Origin of the sequence: Psychrobacter namhaensis, assembly GCF_016107545.1 — a bacterium.
Taxonomy (GTDB): Bacteria; Pseudomonadota; Gammaproteobacteria; order Pseudomonadales; family Moraxellaceae; genus Psychrobacter; species Psychrobacter namhaensis.
In genome coordinates, this window is record NZ_JABASS010000003.1 from 105,974 (window position 1) to 130,077 (window position 24,104).

Consider the following 24,104-nt stretch of genomic DNA (forward strand, 5'->3'; position numbering starts at 1 on the left):
CTTAGCCAGTCAAATTGCTTTTAGTTAGAAAAACGCTGGGCGCTAAACGGGGCAAGATCGACCAATGCAGGCTTATCATGAATCATTTCTTCAACCAGACGACCTGTCATTGGCCCCAACGTAAAGCCTTGATGGCTGTGACCAAAGGCAAACCATAATTTGTCATGCTTATCAGCAGGGCCAATCACGGGTTTCATGTCCGGCATACAAGGACGCGATCCTGCCCACGCTTCACTTTCTACTGCGTCTTCTAACGGCAAGATCTTTCTCGCAAATTTTAAGACGGTTTTTAGTTGCCCGAAGTTTTTCGGTGCGTCCATCGTGGTCATTTCAGCACCCGTCGTGATACGGATGCCCTGCTGCATCGGGCCCATGACGAAGCCTTTGTCCATATCAAACATACTGTGCTTGATCGTATTTTTATCCGTCACTTTAAAGTGCTGATGATAGCCACGCATTGGGAACAGTGGCAAATTATAGCCAAGCGGTTTGATCAAATCATTGGACCACGGGCCTGCTGCGATGACCAACTTATCGCTATAATAAGTCTCGTTATCAGTGATTATTTTCCAGCCTTCGCTATCTTGGACGATTTCTTTTACATCGCTTTCTTTAATGGTGCCCTGCATGTCTTGAAAGTTCTTTGCATAGGCTTTTACAAGCGAGCTTGGGTTTGATACTTGCCATGAGTTCAACCAATGGATTGCACCAACAAAGCCCTCAAAATTGGCGCTCGGCTCCATTGCTTTTAGCGCTGCAATATTTAATACGTTATGTTCAACCCCTTGATTACGAGCATCAATGGCTGACGCTTGAGCCTCTTTAAACGTCTCTTCTGAGCGATGCAGTTGTAACCAGCCATCACGAGTAATTAGCTCATCAGCACCAGAGGCGCTAATCATGGTTTGGTGCTCACTGGTACAATGCGCGATCAGCGTCTGCCACTCAGATTCGATTTTTTTGACTGACGCGGGTGTAGAGTACTTCCAGTACTGGAGCAGCGCTTGGTGATAACGCAAAATTGCCGGTATGCGATAGCGGATATCAGTGCCTTGGTTTGGCAACACTCTGATCATTTCAGTCAGCTGACGAGGAAAAGGATGCGTATGAATGGCTTCGCGCTGAATCAATCCTGCATTGCCATATGAGGTCTCCGACCCGGGCAACTTCTTATCTAACAGTAACACTTTTGAGTGGTTTTTTTGTAGATGCCACGCAATTGAGGTGCCAACCATACCTGCACCGATAACGATAACTTCATAGCGCATAACCTGTCCTTTTCTTATGGTATTAATACAGAGTGTCAAATATGAGGGTCTAACAGATAAGGTGGTAATAGTAACGTATTGGGCTAAATATTAAACCCTTATCTAATAAATATTTTTACTATTAAAAACTTTTGGCTATGAATTTTCAAACTAGGTATTTTCAAAAGGAATAAACAGAGGGTTGAGCATTCATTTTCTAACCAATTTGATGAATTATTGAGGTTTGAGAATGAGTAACAAGAGACACTCTATCAGACAACACACGCTGATAGCAGAAGCCGTTTTGAGACCCAATAACTTTTTATGAGCATACTAAACCTCACTGCTACTGAGTATTGGAAATCCAAACTTCTAACGCAACAACCTCACCCATATTGGGTTAAATTTGCTACAATACGCCCAATTTTGATTTACTATTTGACTGCGTTTTATACTGACTAAGTGTCAGGTCTTATACTGTCTGAATACCAACTGATTTTATTAATACATTGAGAGAACACTATGGGTTTTAATTGCGGCATCGTCGGCCTACCAAACGTGGGTAAATCCACCTTGTTTAATGCTTTGACCAAAGCGGGAATTGCCGCTGAAAACTTTCCATTTTGTACCAAAGATCCCAATACGGGTATCGTACCAGTACCTGACCCACGTCTAAAGAAGTTGGCTGATATCGTCAATCCTGAGCGCGTACTTCCAACGACGATGGAATTCGTTGACATCGCAGGTTTGGTTGCAGGCGCATCAAAAGGCGAAGGTATGGGCAACCAGTTCTTGGCCAATATCCGTGAGACCGATGCGATTGCCCACGTGGTACGCTGCTTTGATGATGACAACGTGGTACACGTCGATGGCCGCGTCAGTCCTATTGATGATATCGAAACCATCAACACTGAGCTGGCACTCGCTGACTTAGAAGCCGTCGAGCGCGCTGTCTTTAACTTGACCAAAAAAGCCAAAGGCGGCGATAAAGACGCACAGGCCATGCTGGAAGTGTTCAAAAAGATCGAACCATTACTGGCTGAAGGTAAAGCTGCTCGCGCTGCTAACTTAGACGCCGATGAGAAAAAACTGATTAGAAGCTATGGTCTAATCACGCTAAAGCCAACCATGTACATTGCTAACGTCTCTGAGGACGGCTTTGAAAACAATCCATACCTCGATGCGGTCCGCGATTATGCGACTGGTGAAGACTCTATCGTCATCGCCCTATGCAACCAAATCGAGTCTGAAATCGCGCAGCTTGATGAAGATGATAAAAAAGACTTTTTGGCTGAGATGGATATGCTCGAGGCCGGTCTTGATCAAGTGATTCGCGGTGGTTATGATTTACTTGATATGCAGACTTATTTCACAGCAGGCGTGAAAGAAGTACGCGCTTGGACAGTCGCCGTTGGTGCCACAGCGCCGCAAGCAGCTGGCGTGATTCACACGGATTTTGAGCGTGGCTTCATTCGTGCTGAAGTGATTGCTTATGACGACTTTATCGAACATGGCGGTGAAAAAGGGGCGGCAGCCGCTGGTAAATCACGCCTAGAAGGCAAAACTTATATCGTACAAGACGGCGATGTGATGCACTTTAGATTTAACGTGTAATAACGCTGTATCCTGAAGTAAAAAACCAATATAGAGCCATCTATATTGGTTTTTTTTATGGCTAATATGTTATATTATAACATAACTTTTAAAATTCTTATGTTTGCCCTATTCTACGTTTGCTTTTACAAGGCCATTTTTCATGCTAGCACTTTCCCGCACTCATTCCACGACCGCTCTGCTTTGTTTGTCTTTTCTCATAGTAAGTGCAGGCTGCCAACAACAAGCTGATGAGCCAAAACCAAGTAGCGCTGCTGTAGCGCCTGACTCAATTGCTGAGGCCTCACATGATGAACACACGCACGACGCGCATGCAGACCACGATGAGCACAGTCATGAGGAACACGCACACAGTCACGGTGAACACAGTCACGGAGAACACGGTCATGAAGGCAATCATGAGGGGCACAATCATGACGCAACAGACATGACCACTTACGCGTGCCAGCCTGAACAGACAATTAAAGCGCATTATGACCCCGAAGATAATGCCCAATCTGCTACCAGCGCACACCTATTGATCGATGGTATTGAGTACGATCTGACAGCAATGACGCTACCTCAAACCGACCGTGCTGGTGCAGTGTATGAAACCGATATTGGCATCACTAATGATGCTGGGATGAGATGGCAAGTGAATGCTGACACGACTAGAGCGATATTGAGCAATAAAACACTGGACGGCAGTGTGGCTAAAGATGCTGAAACCGTACTATTCGATTGTCAAGAAACGGACAGCTAATACGGCTTAATGACTGCTTAAGCGACTCCCTCTTATCTCCAACATTTATCTCAAAAAGAGTGCCGTTGCCTAACCAAAAACAGGCGGCGGCAACAGATGAACCGACGCGACTATTTTGCTATGCTAAGAAGCAATATAACAAATACTATCGGCTCATCATTGGGATCACAATAATAATGTCTAACCACCTATCTCTCTCATCTGCCACCACACAGTGGTCGCACTTACTCAGCGCCCAACGGCTCGGCTCATCCAAAGAACCCAAAACAGGTGAAACGGCGCGTTCGCACTTTCATAAAGACTATGACAGATTGGTCTTTTCTCACTCCTTTCGCCAGCTTAATCAAAAAACGCAAGTCCATCCATTGACCAATCAGCTTGGTATTCATACTCGCTTGACCCACTCTCTTGAAGTGTCTTGTATTGGCCGCTCTTTAGGGATGATGTCAGCAGAAAAGCTCCATGACACGTTAGGTAGCGGTCTACCCAGCGGGGTCTCGCCAGCCGATGTCGGGGTGATTGTACAAGCAGCGTGCCTCGCTCATGATATTGGCAACCCACCCTTTGGCCATGCCGGAGAATACGCCATTCGCGACTGGTTTAGGCAACCTGTTCCTCAAGCTAGGTTGCAAAACCTGACCCTTAATGAACAGTTGGATCTACTGGCATACGAAGGCAATGCTCAGGGGTTTCGGCTATTAGCGCGCAATGAGCACCATCCTGATAAAGGCGGTATGCGGCTAACCTGTGCAACCTTGGGTGCCTTTATGAAATACCCGTGGCTAGCGTCTCACAGCAACGATGTCAGTAATCATAGTATCAACAGTAACGTGCAGAAATTTGGCTGTTTCGATAGTGAAGCCTCACAATTAGAAGAGTTGGCAGCGTGCCTGCACTTACCGCGCTCAGAGCAACACGATGGCTTTGCCCGTCATCCGTTGGCTTACTTGCTGGAAGCGGCAGACGATATCTGCTACGCTTTGATAGATTTAGAGGATGGCATCAATTTAAATATTTTAACCTATGAGGATGTGGCCAGTATATTTTATGAGCTGATTGGCGAGCGTCCTAGCAATATCCAGCTGCCCGCCCACATGTCCGTTAGGCAAAGTTTGGCGTCATTGCGAGCACGTGCCATGATGCGTTTGGTCAATACAGTTACTGATGCTTTCGTGGCTAATAACGATGCTATGCTCGCTGGAAAACTGAACGGTAGCTTGTTTGCCCATTGTGACACTAGCGTACAAAACGGCATTCACCAAGCCAAACAACTAGCACGTGAGCAAATATTTAACCACCCAAGCAAGGTAAGAATGGAGCTGATGGCCAATCAATGTTTGCACCGTCTGCTAGATGCCTTTATGCCACTCGCTTGGACTGGCACTCAAGCCACACTCACGTCATTACCTATGTCCTTTGAACAGCAACGCTTACTAAAGTTACTACAGCCACATTTTGACGAACATCGCCGCGAACTATCAGACAATACTTATCACAATATTTTGAATATCTTAGACTTTATTACCGGCATGAATGATCATGAGGCTTATCGGTTGGCGCAAGAGTTACAAGGTCACTGGGGCACGATGGTTTAATAAATTAACATATGTGGCGTATTTCAGTCGTATTTACGCGCTGAAATGAGTATCATAAACCCCTATCGGATAATTTTGAAATATTATGAGCAGTCGCGAACAAAAAAAACTTCAAACTCGGCACGCGTTTTTTAATGCTGTGCTGGATTTATGTATGACAGGGCAGTCTTTTAGCTCCATCAGCCTCAGACAGGTAACACGTGAGGTGGGCGTTGTGCCGACTGCGTTTTATCGGCATTTCGATGATATGGAGTCGCTTGGACGAGCCTTGGTGGTAGAAGAGCTAGGAGGCACCTTAGCCATATTAAGCGATAGCTTACAGATTGGCCGTAAACGTAGTTTTGATCGCCAAATCGCTAAGAGTATCCAACTCTTTTTGTATATGGTCAGTGATCAGCCTTACTACTGGCAGTTTTTAGTCAGTGAACGTTATGGCGGCTCAGACGCCGTGCGAAAGGCCATTAATGAGCTGGTCAAAAAGCACGCCCACAGCTTAGCGGAAGATCTCGCGCTACAGCCAGCGTTTACGCACATCAATGACTATGACCGCCGTCTGTTGGCTGAGGCTGGCGTAAATATGTTCTTTTCTTGGATCATCGATTGGTTAGAGTTGACCTATACTGAAGACCATGATGATGAAATCGATTTGAATGAGATTGAAGAGAATAAACAGACGATGCTACACAACTGTACCCGCCAAGCACAGATGCTTTTTTATGGCGCTTACAATTGGAAGTCCAGTGAGGAAACCCTTTTAAAGGATTGATCACTCGTTTTAGGAGAGTGATTAAAAACTGGGCCGAAAAGCCCATAGCCGCTGTGCCACTACGTCGATTTGCTTGGTTTTTTTGCTGTCGCCGTTATAGTTGGCACCGTTAGGGAGACTGTTAGGGATATTGTTATTGGCGTTATTGGCATTTGAGCTGTTGTTATTCGCGTTGCTACTACCTTCGGCATCATTCGCCGTTTTACTCATTAATACAGTGGCATAGCGATGTTTTGCCTGCCCGACCGTTGCATTATCAGTAACCGTAATAAGCGTCATAAAAGCCTGACTGTCAACGGCTAATAGTGGCGCTAGTGCGGCTCGTTGTTCTTCGTTTAAACCGCTCAAATTTGGCAATTGCCACACAGCATCAATAGACTCTAACGCCCGCTGCGTCCGCATGTCGACCAGTCCTTGCATCTGCTCACTATTGCCGCCGTCTACCAGTGCAGCCAATAAAACAGGACTGGCTGTATTAATATTAACCGGTACAAAGTAGGGAGCCGCCGTGATATAAGGGCGTAGTGTCGCTAGCACGTCAGTATTGACGCCTCGAACCGCTTGCAGCTGATCAACACTAACAAAGGGCTGATTTGGCAACGTATTATTGACTGTCGCACTCGATTGCTGAGAGTAGACTGTACTTTCGTTACCACCGTCTTGATACACGTCGCTGTCTGTGTCTTGATAGTCAAGTACCGCGATGGCAATGTCAGGCTCTAAGTTCAATTGTGTCAGCAGTCTTTGAAAGAGTGCTAAAGCGGCTGTATCTACCGCTCCCTTCTGATATAAGTTGTTGATATTAAACCGACTGGCTTCATCACGTAACTCGACGCTGATGCTATGCGTGCCTAAGGTATAAGGTGGAATGGGTTGTGCCCAAATATCCTGCTCGCTGTCGGTATCATTTAGCTTATCGTCAGCACGAATCACCGTGAGGGCCAATTGCTGACCTGCATGAATGTCTTGTAATAACTGGTTTTGGTCAAACAATAAGCCGCTACGCCTAATAGCAATCTTTTGGCTGGCAAGCATCGCCCCTGCGACCACCGTAATACTGACTACTAATAGCAAGATAGTGAGCAGCGCTACCCCGCGCTGAGAATGGGCTGTCATTGACATAAATTGCCTTCATTATTGAGCCAATAAACCATTTTCAATACTGCCTTTTCAATTACTGGTTTCCTCATCGCCGCTACCTGCCTCGCTACCATCATTGCCATTGTTGTTGCTGTTTTTATTAGGAACGTTTTGACGACTGCTCTGGGGTAACGACTGCGGCGCGAGCGCCCACTGCCAAGTAATTGGCATGTCTTGATAAGTAAAACTAACGGCAATACCTTTTGGCAGTAAAGCCACTTCAGGATGCATGTCTACTGTATCAGCTGGTTGTTCAGAGGTTACATTTGTACCGACACTACTGCCGTCTTCGTTGGGGAATGTGCTGCTCAGCTCTGGTAAATACGCTTGCCAACGGCCTGCGGTGACGCCTTCTAGCAACACACTGTCTAAGCTGACGCTATCACGCCCACCATCCAGGCTGGTGTATTGACGGCGTATTAAGCGCTCATCTACAAAAACGTATTCGACATGCTGCACACTAGTGCTGCTTTGATAGCGCGGATCAGGATCGGCAAAGCGTACAAAGCTGACCTGCTCGCCATCTAAGCGCATAAAAGGCTCAGGCTGGATGTTACTTGCTTGGTTACCATCATTGCTGCTGATGCTATCTTGTTGGACATTGATCGCTTGATAAGGAATGATTTGCCCCATATCTTGCTGTAGCTGTAGATAAGCGTATTGCAATACTGCCAAATTATCCGCATGGAACTGCGCCCGTTCACGAGCACGGTTGACACTGTCAAATACTTGCCAACCCGCCACCGCCAGCATCGCAAATATTGCCATGGCAACCATCAGCTCAAGTAAGGTAAAGCCGCGCTGACTCATGGCACACGACCATTTGGGTTTAAACCAGCCAAATCCAAACTGCCAACCTCTTGCTCAGCGCTGCTTAACATCACATCAATGTCTGTCACAGCACTACGCGTTTGTCCATCAATAATGGGAGCAACAGCGATATTCACTTGTTTTAAGGCAGGTGTCATGGCCTCACCCACTGTCATAACCACTTGCCAATCACGACCTTGGGCATTGACAGTCTGAGTACGACTTGCGGTCAGCCACGTCTTTTGAATACGCAAATCAGACGCCGCGTTTTGTGCGACAAAGTGCGCCAGCGTGCGGGTGCGCAATACATCGACTGAGTGCAGGTAGGCGCTACTGGCCCGACTGGCCGCCACGGCAACCACTGCCAAAATGGCCAAAGCAACCATCACCTCAATCAAGGTAAAGCCACGCTCACGCTTAAACTGAGAGTAGGTAGGCATAGTAAGCGACTTGGAAAAGATAGCCATCAACTATACCCCCTGTCCGATCATCATACTACCATCGGGCATAATCGTAATCACCTCACCCACCAAACGCGAATCATGCAGCACTTCAATGGTGACGGGAGTCGCTTGCCCAGTACCAAACCATAGGACCTGTGGTACTGCTTGGTTGGCAAACCACGGCTGTAGTGTTTGTTTTTGTCCAGAAATTGATAAGTTACCAGACTCTAAGCTTTGAATCCTTAAGCTGACCCCAGCAGGCAGTTCAGGCAAGCTGACTTCTGGTTCACTCTCCCAACTCGGGGTTGGCGGTTGGTCGCTCATAGCCCCTGACATAGCATTCAAATCGGTAGACAACTCCATGGCATTTTTGGGACGGCTGTCTACACTACTCGATGTGATGTCAGCGCTTTGATAAGCGACATAAGGATTTGATAAGGTGACAATCACAGGGTTTACCTGACCTTCTTTATCCGCTTGTAAAACTAGCCCCATGGGCTGCATACGCTCAGCTGATAACAGACGAACGTAACTTAATGAGTCGGTAAAGTGCTCATAAAAAGCACGGTTTTTGCGGGATTCACTGCTACCGACCGACAAACTCATCATGCCAGCAAATATAGATAGAATAACCACCACCACCACGATTTCAACGAGAGTAAAACCCGTTTGCGATCGACAAAGGCTTAATGGTTTAGCAGAGAAAATCTGAGAATTTTTTAACGGCGAGTAGTCACTGCGACAATGACGAGGAAGCAGACTGAACTCTGTTTTATGATAGGCAGAATGTTGCGGGTTGATGCTTAAATGGCAAGTGGCCGCTGAGCTGGACTGAGTCTTGACAGTGACCGGCATATGGCACCTATAAGCTTATCATTAGGTTATCGTGTATAAAGTGACATCACTATTTTTAAAATACTGAACAGATAGGGTTGCTCGTGCTGCACTATAGAATATTGCAACACGAAACGCTTACGGTAGTATATTGAGCTACGAAAGAGTCACAGGCAAGCTAGTAATTGGTATTGCGATGCTCTTCTGACTCGGTATCGATTTGTTCTACCAGCTCTTGCATATCTTCATCCATCACCCCATCCTCATCGGCAGGATAATGGCTGGGGAGCTCAAGCATTTGCTGGACAAACGCGTAACGCAAGGTATCACGGCGGCCCAAATAACGCTGATAAAAGCTTGAATTTAATAACCCCGCACCGCCTTGACCCATTGCCCAAATGGAAGATAAATAATCACGAGTACTTAGGTTACTATTTTCATCTTTTAAATAAGCACTGATAATATCAATCAAACGCTTCATGCGCTGGCGGCGTATATCGTAAAGCTCACCAAATAAGCGATTAAGACCCGTCACTGATGCCGCCAAACGCTCTTCGATTTGGTTAAGCAGCATGGCTTTTTGTGGGTTAAACAGCTGTTGAAAAATCATGCGGGCCACGCCTGCCGACGGGCAATCATCAATGCGATTGATCTCGAACAACTGCTCTTCATAACGAATGATAATGCGCAAATAGAGCTCATCTTTACTGGAGAAATGCTTGTACAGTGTGCCTTTAGCCAAATCAAGCTGGTCTGCCAAACTGTCTAAAGTGATATCACCATCGCCTGACTCAAGTAGCAGTTGCTCTGCCATCGCTAAGATATTTTCTTCTCGTGCCTTGAACTGATGCTGACGACTCATAATCTCTCCTAAAACCTGACAAGATTAAGCATATGACCATTGTTTACACTAGTACGTCGGCAAAAAGTATGAGGCTATACAAAGACTGCTCGAGGACGACAATGAGAATATGCTTATGTTTGCTAAATAGTCATAGATAATTATATGATTACGCTTGGTATTTAACGATATAGCGCGCAAACCATATGGTGATTTCATAAATGACTGAGTGGTCATAGCATACCCATTTTAGTGGTACTGTGCCAGTAAATTTTCAAAGTTTTTTGCAGTCAAAGCGCCTATCTCCTTGCTACTACAGCCATACATGTCTGCGAGATAAGCTGCCACGTAGGGTACGTAAGCCGGCTCATTAGGTCTACCACGTTTAGGCACAGGTGCTAAATAAGGGCTATCCGTTTCGATCAGCATTCTATCTCTGGGCATTTTTTGAGCGGCATCTTGGATCATTTGCGCACTCTTAAAGCTGACAATACCCGAGAAAGAGATATAAAACCCTAAGTCTAAGGCGCGTTTCGCTGTCTCCCAATCTTCGGTAAAGCAGTGAATAATGCCATGTTCAGCGCCCTCACTTTTTAAGATATCAATGGTGTCTTCTTTGGCATCACGCATGTGGATCACGAGTGGCTTTTTTAGACTTTGGCTCGCGTGAATATGACGGGCAAGACTGGCTTGTTGTTCTTTTTTATTCTCAGTTGACCAATAATAATCCAGACCCGTCTCCCCTATTGCCCATACATGATCAGCACTGGCCGTTTCTATCAGCCGCTCGATGGTCGCTGATTGTAAGACCTGAATATCTTCACAAGGATGGATACCCACACTCATCCCTAAATTTAGCCTCTCATCACCATAAGTGCGTACAATGTTGGCAATATCATCATACTCAGCAAAATCACACATAATCGCCATCGCACGGGTGACGTTAGCGGCTTTCATAGCGTCAATCGCGCCAGACAATTGGCCGTCATACTTCGTCAAATCTAAACGGTTCAGATGGCAATGACTATCAGTAAACATAAAAACTCTCATTAATAAAAATTATAAATAAAAAAGTTAGGTCAAAATTCAAAGTTGTATGGGTGTTTATTGCTCTAAAGACAGCAGTTTTCAAGTCAGGTAAAAGTCACTTACTTATCATACCGATTTATAAATACTTGACATCAGTGCAGCGGCACGACACGCATCACCTCTTCTATGGTCGTCAGCCCTTCACTAACACGCTTTGCACCTGATAAGCGTAATGGCTGTACCCCTTCGCGGTACGCTTGCTGCTTGAGTACGTCTAAATTTGCATCGGCGGCAACCAACTTTTTTAATTCGTTGGATAACGGCATGATTTCATATAGGCCAACACGGCCCTGATAACCGGTATGGCGACAGCGCTCACAACCTTGCGCCGTATAGATCTGTGCTGGCACTGGCGCACGCCAAGGCTGTACCAGCTCTTGCCATTGAATCGCTATCTCACTATCTCGCGTCACATCCACCGCTTGCTTACAGTGCGGACATAACGTCCGTAATAAGCGCTGTGCCATCACACCCAATATCGTCGCTGAGGTCAAAAAAGGCTGGATGCCCAAATCGTGTAGACGAGTGAGGGAGCTTGGGGCGTCATTGGTGTGCAAAGTCGAGAGCACCAAATGCCCTGTAAGGGAGGCTTGCACTGCCATGTTTGCCGTTTCGGCATCACGAATCTCACCCACCATAATGATATCCGGGTCTTGACGCATTAATGAGCGGATACCATCAGAAAAATACAAATCGACGCCTGGGTTGACCTGCATTTGATTAAACGCCGGCTCAATCATCTCAATCGGATCTTCGATCGTACAGACATTGACTTGCTCAGTGGCGAGCTGCTTGAGCGTACTATATAGGGTGGTGGTTTTACCTGAGCCAGTTGGTCCTGTGACCAAAACAATACCGTTTGGATGCGCCGTTAATTCATGCCACGTTTCCAGCTGTTTACCAGATAGGCCGAGCTGAGCAAACGAGCGCACCAGCACCTCAGGATCAAACACGCGCATGACCAACTTTTCACCGAAAGCAGTCGGCATGGTAGAGAGACGTAGCTCAGTCTCCAGCCCTTTTGGGGTACGGGTTTTTAGACGACCATCCTGCGGTTTGCGTTTTTCTGCGACATTGAGCCGCCCTAAGATTTTAATACGCGCCGTGACCGCCACGATAATCGCCAGTGGCATCTCGTAGACGGTATGGAGCACACCATCTATGCGAAAACGTACCTTGCCTGTCTCCCGCCGCGGCTCTAGATGAATGTCACTGGCACGCTGTTCAAAGGCATATTGTAGTAACCAGTCAACGACTCTGACGATATGCTGATCATTGGCATCGGGATTGGTGTTGTCACCCAGCTGCAATAGTGCCTCGACATTGGTGACATCAGCTGCCGCCCGTTTATGGACACTATTTGCCCCCGCAATCGCTTGCGTGACTTGATAGAACTCTCGGCGATAGCGATTAATCTGTTCAGGACTAAGATAGACCGTGCGATAGCTTTTAGATTTGATTAACTTGTCAATGTTTGCTTGCCAGTCCGTATAAAACGGCTGATCTGTACCGATGACCACCTCATCTAAGCTCACCTCAATCGGTAAAATATGCTGCAAGCGTGCATACTCAAAGGACATCAGCTGTGTCACGGCTGGAACATCGACTTTTAAAGGGTCAATACGAACAAGTGGCATACCCGCTTTTGCGGCCAACCATTGATTCAACCAAGCCAACGTTAATTTATTGTCAGCGCTGTTATCAGGCGCATGACCATTCGGTAAGCCAAACTCACTGATGGTCAGCAGTGGATGCTGTGCCTTATCACGGCGGCTAGTAATCACTAGATTGTAGCCACGCTGATCAATCACCTTGTCGACCAAAAGCTCATCTAGGCACCAACGCAAATCAATCACTATTGAATAGTTCTGAACAGACATATTATTCTTCTTTTATTACGGGTAAATAAGTTACTGATAGTGAGGAGTGCGGTACTAGTGACGCTCATTTGCCGCTACAAACTGACTGCTACAACAGAACTTATTTGTAACTGTCCTGACTCTAACAACTGAAAACTGACATCGACAGACTTATAGCGCATAATAAATGGCATCTTTAATTCATGACGGCGATACGCTGGACGCGGGTCTTGCGCGATGAGTGCTTTAATCGCGTCGATATCAGAGAGGCTCAATTGGTTTTGTATCTTGTATAGCAGCGCAGCGACCGTAGCAGGTTCTGTATCAGTGGGTTTATTATCACCTCTACCCGACTCTCCTGTATGAACCAACGTTATAAATTGTGCATACGCTGACTCAGTGATAGTCACCTCCGACGACACAGGGGCAATGGGTGCAAAGCCACTCTCTGCTTGGGCGATAGCGTCACTATAAGCCACATAGGGTTTGATATCGATAATAGGCGTGTCATTTATCATATCTGCACCGCTAATTATAAGCAACGCACGTCCTTGTACCACCGCCACACGCTCAAGCTTGACCACAGACAGTCCTAATGCCGAAGGCCGATACATACTTCGACTGGCGAACACGCCTATTTTTTGATTGCCACCGAGTCTTGGTGGTCGTACTTGCGGGCGAAATTCCCTGTCTGCTTTATGCAAGCCATTGCCCTTATCAAGATAGTTATGATGAAATTGCCAACTGACCCAAATATGACTAAACGCCTCCAAACCAACGAAAGCCGCTGGCGTATCATAAGGCGCTCGCATCTCAATAACACTGGTCAACGCGACCAGATTTGGCTGCCTTGGCGCACCAAACTTTTGTGATAGCGGCGCACGATGGTAGCCAATAATTGGCGCACGATGACTCTCATCTTGGGACACCTTTTCACCCCACATACACTGTCTCCCTGCGTGACAAACTGCTACTGTTAAACTGATATGCCCAATCTTACAAAATTATTCGCTAACGATATTCCATTTTATCATGCCCCATCGTCACTGCTGGACGGATTTTTATTTTAAAGTTTGTTATTATGAGCGAGCCATTCAATGACAGCCGTTTAAGCTCGTAGACTCTCGTACGTTTCTGTAGACTTTGTAGGCATCTATACGTACTCATAACATCCGACAAAATGTTAGAATAGCATTTGAAATTTTTGATTACAGACTATCTACCGTGCCCAAACTCTGGCAAAACTGATGTGTTAACAACAACTATTTAGACAACCATCAGGCTCCAGATACGGCGTTATAATTTTTATTTGTCATTGAAACTATTGATTTTACACATATTTAACTTAACGTTACAGTTAGCAACTTATTAACGAGGACTTTATGTCAAAACTTCGCACCGAAACGGTCACAGAGGTTCATCATTGGAATGACTCTCTATTTAGCATCAAAACCACTCGTGACGACGGCTTACGTTTTCGTAATGGCGAGTTTGCGATGATTGGAATCGTTGTCGATGGCAGGCCATTGTTGCGCGCTTACTCAATTGCTAGCCCTAATTACGAAGACCATTTGGAATTCTTTTCTATCAAAGTGCCAGATGGTCCACTGACGTCACGCTTGCAGCACATCAAAGTGGGCGATGAATTGTTGGTCAGTAAAAAACCAACAGGGACCCTAGTGCTAGATGACTTACTACCCGGCAAACACCTTTATATGCTCTCAACAGGCACAGGATTAGCGCCATTCTTAGCGTTGGCACGTGACCCTGAAGTCTATGAGCGCTTTGACAAAATCATTTTGGTACATGGCGTACGTCATGCAGAGGATTTGGCTTATCGTGAGATGTTCGAAAACGAGCTGCCCAATGACGAAATCTTTGGAGAATGGTACCGCGAAAAATTCATCTACTACCCGACCGTGACTCGTGAAGAATTTAAAAACCAAGGCCGTGTGACCGATTTGATGAAGTCAGGTAAACTTTTTGAAGACATTGGCTTACCCCCTATCAACAAAGACGATGATCGCGTGATGATATGCGGTAGTATGCCTTTTAATGCAGAAGTCTCAGCGATTTTAGATGATTTCGGTTTAACGGTTTCACCGCGTATGGGTGTCCAAGCGGATTATGCAGTTGAGCGCGCTTTTGTTGGATAAACTACATTTTTTGGCTTTGATTGAAAATTATAGTAAATAATTCTTGACGGTGAAAAAAAGGCTGCTATAATACGCAGCCTATACAGAGTTAACCCTGTAACCCAATTCGATAATATCTATCCAATAGACGTTATCTTCTAACATGCCAGTGTGATGGAATTGGTAGACATGACGGATTCAAAATCCGTTGCCTTTAAAAGCGTGTCGGTTCGAGTCCGACCACTGGTACCACTATACGAAACCCTTACAGTCTATGGATTGTGAGGGTTTTTTATTGCGTGAATTATTTATAAATTGGTCGAGTAATACTAGCGTCAAATAAAATTTTGATACTATCTTGATACTTTAATACATCTGTATGTTCACGTATTATAGTGCTATTAATATAATAACTGCGGCGTGACGGATGAATTATGAAAGTTAAGCTTAGTAAGAAGTTTATCGATTCAGTTGCATATGCTTCAAGTGGTACAGACATCTATATGGATGAAGTATTAACGGGTTTTGCACTTCGTGTAGGTAAGCAATCTAAGAGATACACGCTTCATAAACGCATCAATGGTAAGCTCTATCGTGACGAAGTTGAAGAAACACATCTAATCACTTTGACTGAAGCTCGTGAAAAAGCTAGCACGATGATGGTCAACATAAAAAAGGGGCTTGATGTTTACGATGGTTATCACGCTACTCCAAAGTTAAAAGACATTCAAGATTGTAATATACCAACACTCAATGAAGCATATACCTACTTTAAATCGATGAAGCCAAATCTTGCTAGCCGTACTATTGAAACTTATGATCAGCAAATACTTGGTCGACTCGATGACTGGCTTGATATATCGTTAAACGATATAACTAAAACTATGATAAGTGAAAAACATAAGGAAATCAGCAAATCTAGTCCAGCTCAAGCGAATGCCACTATGCGAGCTCTCCGCTCTATATGGAACTACTGTCAAGATAGTTTTTTAGATGACGATGAGGAGTACATAATAAAGGATCAACCCATTCGAATACTGAATGCCAAGAATGATTGGAACAAAATTAAACCTCGTACTCGTCATGTTGAAGAAGAGTATTTAGGAGTATATTTTAAAACTTTGATTGAACACCGTGACGGTAGTTCTTTCAAACAAGCATCTTATAGCAATAATGCTCGTGATCTTTTACTGCTTTTTATGTTTGCTGGAGTTCGCTTAAATGAAGCGCAGACACTAAGATGGGAAGATGTAGACCTTGACGCTGCTCGTATCGTTTTTAAAGCTACTAAAAATGGTTCTGATTACCATATGCCTACTGGAAAAATACTTCAAGCCATACTTAGTGAACGCTATAGATTGAGCAATGGAGAGCGTTGGGTATTTCCGAGTGATTTGAAAAGAAATAGCGACCACGTTAAAGATTTGAGCGGTAGTTATCATTCAATATCAGACAAAGCTGGCTTGCACATTACGCCTCACGATTTACGTCGTACATTTGGCACTGTCGCCAATAGTCTTAATGTAACCTATCCTGTACTAAAGAGACTGCTAAATCATCGTGAGGCTAAATCTAGTGATGATGTGACACTACATTACATACAGGTATCACAGCGACAATTACGTGAAGCTTTAGATGAGATTGAAGCTTTTTATTGCAAGCATATAGGAATGACTCAAGATGAGGTGATTAAGAGCCTCTTACAGACATAACTTCATATAGTTTTTTGGTGTAATGGACAAAATTCATGCTAAAAAGTAGAAGGTAGTCGCTAATGGACATAATTCATGCTATTTGAGTGACTTTGACCCTAAAAAGTCTTTAATAAACCGCAACTTACGCTGCTCACTTAGACCGTGATGACTGTGTAATTGTCGCTTTAACTCACTGAATAATCCTTCAAGAGAATTGGTGGTATTTGGTATGTCTAAGTGCTCATATTCTTGGTAAGTAAATAGCCAATCGCTATTGGTTCTGAGGCTGCGATAAGCACTTCTAAGACGTTTGTGAGTGTACCAACTTCTACCAGTATCTTCATTGGTACTACGCTCACTCAGATAGTCTTCATGGGTTAAATACCATTGATCTAAGCATTTTGTGAACGTGGCTTTATCAAGCTTAGTTAAGTCTAAAGTGAGCCGTCTAAGCTCGATACTGGCACTGTTCTTAGGTCGACGAGTGAGATAGCGAGTTATTATTTGCACTTGATGAAACTGGCACATCTGGCAAGGGGTGTGGGTGAATAGCGTACGCAGTCCTCGTCTACCATCACAGGTGATGCTTTGTATATCAACGCCTAACGATACTAGATGATCAACACCTTGCTTGTAGGCACTGTTGGTTTCATGACCCACTATCGCGTAATAAAGTACGGCTTTAGTGGTATTGTCCATAAAGACCATTAAACCAAACTTGCGACCAAAGTAAGTGGTGTCCATGATGATATTAGCAGTCTTTGGTTGCTTAATCTGATACTGGGTACTGACTTTATCTAAGCGTCTTTGAATGGTCTTGAGACTACAGTGATATTTATCAGCCAGCTGTTGGTAGGTCTGTTTTCCCTGAGTGTATTCAGTCCAAAGGGTTTGGTTATTGAGTCTTTTTCCACCTAAAAACTGCCGTCTGCAAGCGAGACATTGATACTGCTGTTTGCCAAGCTTGCGTCCATTCTTCTTGGTGTGTTTATCACGACAAAAAGGGCAGTTTTTTGATTCATGGCGTTGATTCCTTGCAAATATAGACAGTATATAGCGTTAGACCATACGCCAGCATGAAAAATGTCCATTACACCGAATATCTCACGCGCGTCTTTTGAGAATGACTGAATATAAGTGTTTAAATTATCCTTGATATCGCTTTGACCTAGCTTACTTAAATCCATAGGAGATATATTATAAAAAGCATGCTTACTGATACGGGTAAGCTGCTTTTCTATCATGTCCTCCTGCATACCTTGGTCTTTGATAGTGGCATACTTCTCGACGACCGCTTCTTTATGGTCAGCTAATACACACTCTAAGCGGCGCAGTAGCGTAAATGGCAAGATGATGCGGCCGTATTGCGATTGCTTAAAGTCACCTCGCAATAGATCAGCGACAGACCAGATGAAAGCGGCGGTTTGAGAGAAGTTTTGTGTTGTCATAGGAGGGTCTTATTATTGAATAGGGCTTACAGAATAAGTCTAAGATAAATAGAGGTTTACCAGAATTCTTGAGATTATAACGCACCCGACCCTCTATAGTAAAAATAGTTTATTAGGTGCTAACTCCTACACTAACTGGGTGCTGAGAATATTATTAAACATATCTGTATTAAACTGTGACTATATTTCATGAACAATAAAAAAGGAAGCTGACCCTATATAAAATATAGGGCTATCTTCCTTTTTCTATTTAGTATTTTACTTAGGTGACACACTAAATATCAGGGTTTATCGTCTAGCGACTGGTTCGATAAGCATGGTAAAAAAGCGGTATTTTCTGGGCGTATGGTTCCTGGTATTCGCTCACTCATCTCTGTTCCAGCTGGCATGAACAAAATGCCGATCTTCTCGTTCTTAGCATTGACTGCTCTAGGTTCTAGTGTTTGGACAACTGTACTGACGCTTGCAGGTTACCACTTTGGCAAAAACTACGAGGTTATAGAGACTACGTTAGCACCCTACTCAAAGATTTTTTTACTGCTTGCTATCGCCATGATTTTTGGTTGGATAATTAAGCGACGATTAGCTAGTAATAAAAAAGGGAATATCTCACCTTAACGTCTTCTTAACAGGCCTCTTGTTATCGTAAGGAAACAAACCCCTTACCATCCTGTTGAGAAGCCTAGTTATGTCAACCTCTCAAGCACTTAGCACTGAAATCACCAAAGCTCCTACCAAAAAAAGCTATCTAAACAGCATTTTTAATCATGAAATTAATCTTAACTATCTGATTATTATCATTGCGCTCTATTTAGTCGCTACTGCAAATTTTGGTTTTTTCGCGCAAGTGCTTAGCATTTACCCTTTTGGTAATAACGTTGGCTTCATGGTTTCTATCACAGGCTTATTGTTTGGCTTAATGTGGCTGCTTTTCCAATTATTTTGCTATCGTCCTATTGCTAAACCAGTGCTCATCGCTATGGTAATGACAGCGGCCGTATGTGGCTATTTTACTGACGCTTATGGCACTATTTTCGATACTAATATGCTGATCAATAGTATACAAACCGATCAAGGTGAAGCGATGGGGCTGATGTCGCTAAGCTTCTTTATACGAGTGTTCCTGCTAGGCGTTATACCCGCAGTTATTATTGCTAAAATCCGCATAAAAAGAGTACCTTTACGTCGAGCGCTATGGCAAAAAGCGTTAACCTTAACCTCATCTATCGCCTTAATGGCTGTCTGCCTACTGCCCTTTGGCGATCAATACGCCACCTTTTTTCGTCAGCATAAAATGGTTCGTAGTTATGCTAATCCTATTACCCCTATTTATTCAGTTATCAAATTAGGTACCGACTATATCGATGAATTGCGTCGTCCGGATACTTTGACCCTGCATGCTACAGACGCCAAACGTATAACCCCTACTGCTGGTACTAGTGCAGCAAAACCTAAACTCATGGTATTTGTCGTTGGTGAAACGGTTCGTGCCGATCATATCGCTCTTAATGGCTACAAGCGCGACACTACGCCTTTACTTGCTAGCCAGCCAAATATCTATAGCTTTAGAAATGCGACCTCTTGTGGCACGTCCACCGCTTATTCCGTACCTTGTATGTTTAGTTATGCTAATCGAGAAAATTATGATTACAATACGGCAGACTATAATGAAAATGTACTAGATACCTTGAACAAGCAAGGCGTCAAAGTTGTTTGGCGAGACAATAATTCGAGCTCTAAAGGAGTAGCTAATAGAGTAACTTTTGAGGACTTTAAGACGCCTGATGTTAATCCAAATTGTGATGAGGAGTGTCGTGATATTGGTATGCTTGACGGTTTTGATACTTTAGTTAAGTCAGATACAGGAGTAACAGCAGACGGCTCTGCTAAAGACACCCTTATTTTATTGCATCAAATGGGTAATCATGGTCCTGCTTACTACAAACGTTATCCTAAGGAGTTTGAAGAGTACAAACCAGTATGCATGACGAACGAGCTTGCTAAATGCGATGATCAATCCGTCATCAATGCTTATGACAATGCTATTCGTTATACAGATTATTTCTTAAATAACGTGATTAATACGCTCAAAAAGTATGAGCAGGACTATGATGTGGTAATGGTATATATTAGCGATCATGGCGAAAGTTTAGGCGAGAATAATATTTACTTGCATGGCATGCCCTACGCTATCGCACCTGATGCGCAAAAGCAGGTGCCTGTCATCATTTGGTCGCCTACTAGCAATAATATTGATAAAAGTAGTCTCATTAGTACGATTAATCAGCCCGTATCACATGACTTTATTACGCCAACTTTACTTAACTTTTTCGGTATTACTACCGATGAGGTAGCAGCAGCGCCAACCTTTTTTAAAACTGTCCATTAAGACCTTCAACCTAGGCGCTACTAATATTTATACAAGAGACTATTATGTACAAGATACTTATCATCGAAGACAATCCCGATATTGTCGCCAATATCTACGCTTTTTTTGAACCTAAAGGTTTTGAGTTGGACAATGCTCATAATGGCATTAGCGGCCTAACACTCGCTGCAAATAATCGCTATGACGTTATTTTATTAGATGTCATGCTGCCGGGTATAGACGGCACCAAGCTATGTAAAAAACTGAGAGATGAGCTACATAATAAAACCCCCGTATTGATGCTGACGGCTCGTGATACGATTTTGGATAAAGTCGCAGGCTTCGATAGTGGCGCTGACGATTATCTGGTCAAGCCTTTTTCACTCATTGAGTTGGAATCACGTATCAAAGCGCTTATCCGTCGAAATCAGGATGAGTATTTTGAGCACAGCTTAGCTGTCGGACCATTATCCTTAAATGCTAATGAGCACACGATTAGACGAGAAGGTAAATCACTAAAACTGACACCGACAGGGTTTAAAATTTTAGAAACATTAATGAATGCGTCGCCACGAGTCGTCAGTAAAAGTGAGCTTGAGGAAAAGGTATGGGGTGAGGATATTCCAAGTAGCGATGCGCTACGGACTCATATGCATAGTGTACGCGTACAAGTCGACAAGCCATTTGCCAGACCTATGATAATGACGATGCCTGGAGTGGGTTATCAGATAATTAATCCGGATAAAGTATAAAATATTCTTGTACGATTTAGCGACTCAGCCTGATTGAGAGTCGTGTTAGTGATATCTACTATTCCCTTCTTACCGCCTTCTACTAGAAGTAAATACCATGTTCAGCATCGACTCCATCGCCAATAAATTTCGACTGTCATATTTTCTATTTGCCATACTACTGTGTGCGACATTCGTCAGCATTTTTGTGTACGCTGAGACAAGGATGGAGCAAGAGTTGGTCAAAGCTCGTTTGCTACAACAGCTAGAGCTTAGTCAAGAAAAGGACGGCGATCAGCCTATTTATACGGCAAAACCTGGCATCACTATTTATCGTTATAATCATGCACCTGATAATTTAAAAGCTTTGGCAACCGAGACAGTGCAAGAGATGCCCGTAACCGTGCCCACCAAAGGTGGCGATGTTAGAACGGAACTGCATTTTTTTCACTATCAAAAAAATAAGCAAAACTATATTTTGAGCTATTTAGAAGACACTGAGATGGTAATGGGGAACTACCCTGTCCTTGCCATCTTTGAGCACCTAGAAGATATCTTTGCTAATGCCTTGAGAGTTGCCGTTATTTTAAGCTTACTAATTGCCGCAATATTTTCTCAGCTATCCTCTAGGCAAATTACTAAACCTTTATTAGACTTAAAAAAAGCAGTAGAGACCGATCATCAAAATTTAACCGAATTGACCCATTTGCCCTCCGAGGTTGGCGTATTAGCACGCGCTATTGATGAGAAGAATCATAAGCTTGAGCAGTATCTCAAACGTGAGCAGCTATTTACTGGAGATGTTAGCCACGAGTTGCGCACGCCTTTGACGATTATCATGGGTGCATCAGAAGTACTGGCTTCCCAGTTAGAAGGCGATAGCCGTTTGAGCGAGTTTACTAACCGTATTAGCAATACGGCCAAAGAAACCTCTGAGATTATCAGCGCATTATTACTACTCTCGCGTGCTCCTGAAAAACTGGACGCTCCGCAAACCTCTATCAATAACATTGCTAACAATGAGGTGGAGCGCTTGAAATACTTGCTGCGTTATAAAACGGTGAGTTATACCTTAGTGGCTAAACAAGAGTATTTCGCCTATGTGCGGCCTGAACTGCTAAAAATGGCACTAGGAAACTTGATAAAGAATGCCTTTCAATACACGGATGAGGGTGAGGTAAGAGTCACTATTGATCATGAAAAAATCACCGTTACCGATACTGGCTTAGGTATTCCTGAAGCGATGATGCCTCTACTCTATGAGAGGTTCGAGCGCCTGCAACAGCAGAATAATGATACACCCTTAGCAAATGATTCTTTGTCAGAATACTTTACAAGCACTAAGGTTGAAGGCACGGGCTTGGGTCTTAGCATCGTGCAACGCATCATGACCCATATGGGCTGGCAACTTACCCATCAAGCCAATGCTGCTGGCGGTAGCACCTTCAGTATTTATTATAAATAAATTCTACTAATAAACAATCTTTAAAAGCCTAAGACACTACAAGTTAGCAGTACAGTTTAAAACCATTTCTTACTTTTAAAATACACAACGATGGCCACAGTCAATGTTACCATCACACCCCACAAGGCAAAGTAACCCTCCTTCCATTTTAACTCAGGCATATAGTCAAAATTCATGCCGTAAACGCCTACCAAAAATGTTAATGGTATAAATACGACTGACACCAAAGTCAAGGTACGCATGATTTCATTCAAACGATGTCCCTGAATTGAGAATATCAGATTGGTTTTACTATCAAGCTCAAACAACTCAAAATCAATTTCGTCAATCAAGTTGTTGGCTTGTTCTTTAAGTTCGGTGAAATACTTACTATCCATAGGAAAGATATTAATCGTTTCAAGCTTTACAATGGTATTGCGTAAGCTTAGCGTCGCTTTCTTAAAGTTCAACATGCGACGTTTTTGCTCCTCAACCTTTTTAGTAAAATAAGGCGTTGGTTTAATATTGGTCACTTTTATCGAGTCACCGTCAGCATTCAATAAGCTCTCAAACGTCTCTTCATAGTTTGCTATCAATGATTCAATCAACAGAAAAAGCAAATAATCTACTTTTTTGCTTCGAACTTGTCCTTTGCCTTCGCCTAAGCGATCACGAATCCACTGAAAATGATTGTTATTGTTCTCTTGCAAACTCCATAACATATTTGACGATACAACGAAAATCAGTTGTTCATTATCTAGATTTTTGTCATCAGTTTTTAATACCTTTAGAGCGATAAACAGGACATTATCGAGTTCGATAACCTTATTGGCATGCTCATCATCTTGCAGTAATTTAATTAAGAAGTCATCAAATTGATTTTGGATGACAACTTGTTTCATCTCATCTAATTCATTCAGACCATAGGTATTGAGCCAAAAAACTTCGTCGCCGTGAGGCTCAAAGTTCAAAATTAAGATATCTTCGCAAGGTACTTTTAATACTGTTGAAGATGAATAAGCGATAAGTGTCGTATTTCGTAAGAATTCGTCTGACATCCTTCTTCCTCCTATAGATACACCTTTAGTCAAAACTTAGCAAGGTTGCTATTCAAGCCAAAAATAAGAGTGGTTAAATATTTGATATTTGATGACTTCTTTATTCCAAAATACGCTACAACAATGATTAAGTTAACAGATAGATGTCCTTTAGAGTGTAGCTAATACTATTTAGATAGTGATTTAACTCAGAAAATTAAGCAATATTTATTATATCTACTCGCTAATCAAACTCTTAATTTCCGC

General features: G+C 43.5%; 20 protein-coding genes, 1 tRNA gene and 2 pseudogenes. 11 read left to right on the plus strand and 12 right to left on the minus strand.

Annotated features, from left to right (window positions below):
• Window positions 1-20: 20 nt before the first annotated feature.
• Entirely contained in the window at window positions 21-1,268 is a 1,248-nt protein-coding gene (locus JFC06_RS04215) for an NAD(P)/FAD-dependent oxidoreductase (protein ID WP_193006184.1), read from the minus strand.
• A 501-nt stretch (window positions 1,269-1,769) separates the two neighbouring features.
• Between JFC06_RS04215 and ychF the strand changes: the two genes are divergently transcribed.
• The 4 genes from ychF to JFC06_RS04235 all read left to right on the plus strand — a co-directional run bounded on the left by ychF (window position 1,770) and on the right by JFC06_RS04235 (window position 5,964).
• On the plus strand, window positions 1,770-2,861 hold the full coding sequence (gene ychF / locus JFC06_RS04220) for a redox-regulated ATPase YchF (protein WP_193006185.1): 1,092 nt from the start codon (window positions 1,770-1,772) through the stop codon (window positions 2,859-2,861).
• 142 nt (window positions 2,862-3,003) lie between these two features.
• Complete coding sequence (locus JFC06_RS04225; protein WP_198334077.1) at window positions 3,004-3,603, plus strand: hypothetical protein; 600 nt, start codon at window positions 3,004-3,006, stop codon at window positions 3,601-3,603.
• A 176-nt stretch (window positions 3,604-3,779) separates the two neighbouring features.
• A complete protein-coding gene (locus JFC06_RS04230) occupies window positions 3,780-5,198 on the plus strand; it encodes a deoxyguanosinetriphosphate triphosphohydrolase (RefSeq protein WP_198334078.1) in 1,419 nt (472 codons plus the stop codon).
• Window positions 5,199-5,283: 85 nt separating this feature from the next.
• A complete protein-coding gene (locus JFC06_RS04235; protein WP_198334079.1) occupies window positions 5,284-5,964 on the plus strand; it encodes a TetR family transcriptional regulator in 681 nt (226 codons plus the stop codon).
• A 21-nt stretch (window positions 5,965-5,985) separates the two neighbouring features.
• Here JFC06_RS04235 and gspK read toward each other — a convergent pair whose 3' ends face one another.
• The 8 genes from gspK to tsaA form a co-directional block, all read right to left on the minus strand.
• Window positions 5,986-7,086: a type II secretion system minor pseudopilin GspK gene (gene gspK, locus JFC06_RS04240; RefSeq protein ID WP_227670170.1), complete on the minus strand. Its 1,101-nt coding sequence runs from the start codon at window positions 7,084-7,086 to the stop codon at window positions 5,986-5,988.
• Between the two features lie 48 nt (window positions 7,087-7,134).
• Complete coding sequence (gene gspJ / locus JFC06_RS04245; RefSeq protein ID WP_198334080.1) at window positions 7,135-7,914, minus strand: type II secretion system minor pseudopilin GspJ; 780 nt, start codon at window positions 7,912-7,914, stop codon at window positions 7,135-7,137.
• Window positions 7,911-8,354 (minus strand): type II secretion system minor pseudopilin GspI, encoded by a 444-nt coding sequence (gene gspI, locus JFC06_RS04250; protein WP_226949489.1) that lies wholly within the window; start codon window positions 8,352-8,354, stop codon window positions 7,911-7,913. Before gspI ends, gspJ begins: the two co-directional genes overlap by 4 nt.
• 30 nt (window positions 8,355-8,384) lie before the next feature.
• Entirely contained in the window at window positions 8,385-9,212 is an 828-nt protein-coding gene (locus JFC06_RS04255; protein ID WP_198334081.1) for a prepilin-type N-terminal cleavage/methylation domain-containing protein, read from the minus strand.
• A gap of 157 nt (window positions 9,213-9,369) precedes the next feature.
• Window positions 9,370-10,053 carry a TetR/AcrR family transcriptional regulator gene (locus JFC06_RS04260; protein ID WP_193006192.1) on the minus strand — a complete coding sequence of 228 codons (684 nt, stop codon included), beginning with the start codon at window positions 10,051-10,053 and terminating at the stop codon, window positions 9,370-9,372.
• A 228-nt stretch (window positions 10,054-10,281) separates the two neighbouring features.
• On the minus strand, window positions 10,282-11,070 hold the full coding sequence (locus tag JFC06_RS04265) for a TatD family hydrolase (protein ID WP_193006193.1): 789 nt from the start codon (window positions 11,068-11,070) through the stop codon (window positions 10,282-10,284).
• Between the two features lie 143 nt (window positions 11,071-11,213).
• Complete coding sequence (locus JFC06_RS04270; RefSeq protein ID WP_198334082.1) at window positions 11,214-13,001, minus strand: GspE/PulE family protein; 1,788 nt, start codon at window positions 12,999-13,001, stop codon at window positions 11,214-11,216.
• 74 nt (window positions 13,002-13,075) lie between these two features.
• Window positions 13,076-13,924 carry a tRNA (N6-threonylcarbamoyladenosine(37)-N6)-methyltransferase TrmO gene (tsaA, locus tag JFC06_RS04275; RefSeq protein WP_198334083.1) on the minus strand — a complete coding sequence of 283 codons (849 nt, stop codon included), beginning with the start codon at window positions 13,922-13,924 and terminating at the stop codon, window positions 13,076-13,078.
• A 438-nt stretch (window positions 13,925-14,362) separates the two neighbouring features.
• Here tsaA and JFC06_RS04280 point away from each other — a divergent pair, with 438 nt between their 5' ends.
• From JFC06_RS04280 to JFC06_RS04290, 3 genes are all read left to right on the plus strand, one after another.
• A complete protein-coding gene (locus tag JFC06_RS04280; protein WP_193006196.1) occupies window positions 14,363-15,136 on the plus strand; it encodes a ferredoxin--NADP reductase in 774 nt (257 codons plus the stop codon).
• A gap of 144 nt (window positions 15,137-15,280) precedes the next feature.
• Window positions 15,281-15,367 (plus strand) — tRNA-Leu (locus JFC06_RS04285).
• 182 nt (window positions 15,368-15,549) lie between these two features.
• Complete coding sequence (locus JFC06_RS04290) at window positions 15,550-16,827, plus strand: tyrosine-type recombinase/integrase (protein ID WP_198334084.1); 1,278 nt, start codon at window positions 15,550-15,552, stop codon at window positions 16,825-16,827.
• Window positions 16,828-16,905: 78 nt separating this feature from the next.
• Here JFC06_RS04290 and JFC06_RS04295 read toward each other — a convergent pair whose 3' ends face one another.
• Window positions 16,906-17,853, minus strand: a complete 948-nt coding sequence (locus JFC06_RS04295) for an IS256 family transposase, variant Zn-binding type (RefSeq protein ID WP_455235073.1) — start codon at window positions 17,851-17,853, stop codon at window positions 16,906-16,908.
• Between the two features lie 53 nt (window positions 17,854-17,906).
• A pseudogene (locus tag JFC06_RS04300) lies at window positions 17,907-18,257 on the minus strand (type I restriction-modification system subunit M N-terminal domain-containing protein); the annotation flags it as partial.
• A gap of 303 nt (window positions 18,258-18,560) precedes the next feature.
• Between JFC06_RS04300 and JFC06_RS04305 the strand changes: the two are divergent.
• From JFC06_RS04305 to JFC06_RS04320, 4 genes and pseudogenes are all read left to right on the plus strand, one after another.
• A pseudogene (locus tag JFC06_RS04305) lies at window positions 18,561-18,875 on the plus strand (DedA family protein); the annotation flags it as partial.
• Window positions 18,876-18,945: 70 nt separating this feature from the next.
• Window positions 18,946-20,646 (plus strand): phosphoethanolamine transferase, encoded by a 1,701-nt coding sequence (locus JFC06_RS04310; protein ID WP_198334087.1) that lies wholly within the window; start codon window positions 18,946-18,948, stop codon window positions 20,644-20,646.
• 44 nt (window positions 20,647-20,690) lie between these two features.
• Window positions 20,691-21,377 carry a response regulator transcription factor gene (locus tag JFC06_RS04315; RefSeq protein ID WP_198334088.1) on the plus strand — a complete coding sequence of 229 codons (687 nt, stop codon included), beginning with the start codon at window positions 20,691-20,693 and terminating at the stop codon, window positions 21,375-21,377.
• Window positions 21,378-21,474: 97 nt separating this feature from the next.
• A complete protein-coding gene (locus tag JFC06_RS04320; protein ID WP_198334089.1) occupies window positions 21,475-22,821 on the plus strand; it encodes a sensor histidine kinase in 1,347 nt (448 codons plus the stop codon).
• A 56-nt stretch (window positions 22,822-22,877) separates the two neighbouring features.
• On the opposite strand, the gene JFC06_RS04325 is transcribed toward JFC06_RS04320, so the two are convergent.
• Window positions 22,878-23,858 (minus strand): CorA family divalent cation transporter, encoded by a 981-nt coding sequence (locus tag JFC06_RS04325; RefSeq protein WP_198334090.1) that lies wholly within the window; start codon window positions 23,856-23,858, stop codon window positions 22,878-22,880.
• Between the last annotated feature and the right edge of the window lie 246 nt (window positions 23,859-24,104).

Bases quoted from the DNA above. Each gene is read 5' to 3' on its own strand.
- JFC06_RS04235 (WP_198334079.1), top strand. From the start codon at position 5,284: ATGAGCAGTCGCGAACAAAAAAAACTTCAAACTCGGCACGCGTTTTTT.
- JFC06_RS04265 (WP_193006193.1), bottom strand. From the start codon at position 11,070: ATGTTTACTGATAGTCATTGCCATCTGAACCGTTTAGATTTGACGAAG.
- ychF (WP_193006185.1), top strand. From the start codon at position 1,770: ATGGGTTTTAATTGCGGCATCGTCGGCCTACCAAACGTGGGTAAATCC.
- JFC06_RS04280 (WP_193006196.1), top strand. From the start codon at position 14,363: ATGTCAAAACTTCGCACCGAAACGGTCACAGAGGTTCATCATTGGAAT.
- JFC06_RS04320 (WP_198334089.1), top strand. From the start codon at position 21,475: ATGTTCAGCATCGACTCCATCGCCAATAAATTTCGACTGTCATATTTT.
- JFC06_RS04225 (WP_198334077.1), top strand. From the start codon at position 3,004: ATGCTAGCACTTTCCCGCACTCATTCCACGACCGCTCTGCTTTGTTTG.
- JFC06_RS04230 (WP_198334078.1), top strand. From the start codon at position 3,780: ATGTCTAACCACCTATCTCTCTCATCTGCCACCACACAGTGGTCGCAC.
- gspK (WP_227670170.1), bottom strand. From the start codon at position 7,086: ATGTCAATGACAGCCCATTCTCAGCGCGGGGTAGCGCTGCTCACTATC.
- JFC06_RS04290 (WP_198334084.1), top strand. From the start codon at position 15,550: ATGAAAGTTAAGCTTAGTAAGAAGTTTATCGATTCAGTTGCATATGCT.
- JFC06_RS04310 (WP_198334087.1), top strand. From the start codon at position 18,946: ATGTCAACCTCTCAAGCACTTAGCACTGAAATCACCAAAGCTCCTACC.
- JFC06_RS04315 (WP_198334088.1), top strand. From the start codon at position 20,691: ATGTACAAGATACTTATCATCGAAGACAATCCCGATATTGTCGCCAAT.
- tsaA (WP_198334083.1), bottom strand. From the start codon at position 13,924: ATGTGGGGTGAAAAGGTGTCCCAAGATGAGAGTCATCGTGCGCCAATT.
- JFC06_RS04270 (WP_198334082.1), bottom strand. From the start codon at position 13,001: ATGTCTGTTCAGAACTATTCAATAGTGATTGATTTGCGTTGGTGCCTA.
- JFC06_RS04325 (WP_198334090.1), bottom strand. From the start codon at position 23,858: ATGTCAGACGAATTCTTACGAAATACGACACTTATCGCTTATTCATCT.
- gspJ (WP_198334080.1), bottom strand. From the start codon at position 7,914: ATGAGTCAGCGCGGCTTTACCTTACTTGAGCTGATGGTTGCCATGGCA.
- JFC06_RS04260 (WP_193006192.1), bottom strand. From the start codon at position 10,053: ATGAGTCGTCAGCATCAGTTCAAGGCACGAGAAGAAAATATCTTAGCG.
- gspI (WP_226949489.1), bottom strand. From the start codon at position 8,354: ATGCCTACCTACTCTCAGTTTAAGCGTGAGCGTGGCTTTACCTTGATT.
- JFC06_RS04255 (WP_198334081.1), bottom strand. From the start codon at position 9,212: ATGCCGGTCACTGTCAAGACTCAGTCCAGCTCAGCGGCCACTTGCCAT.
- JFC06_RS04215 (WP_193006184.1), bottom strand. From the start codon at position 1,268: ATGCGCTATGAAGTTATCGTTATCGGTGCAGGTATGGTTGGCACCTCA.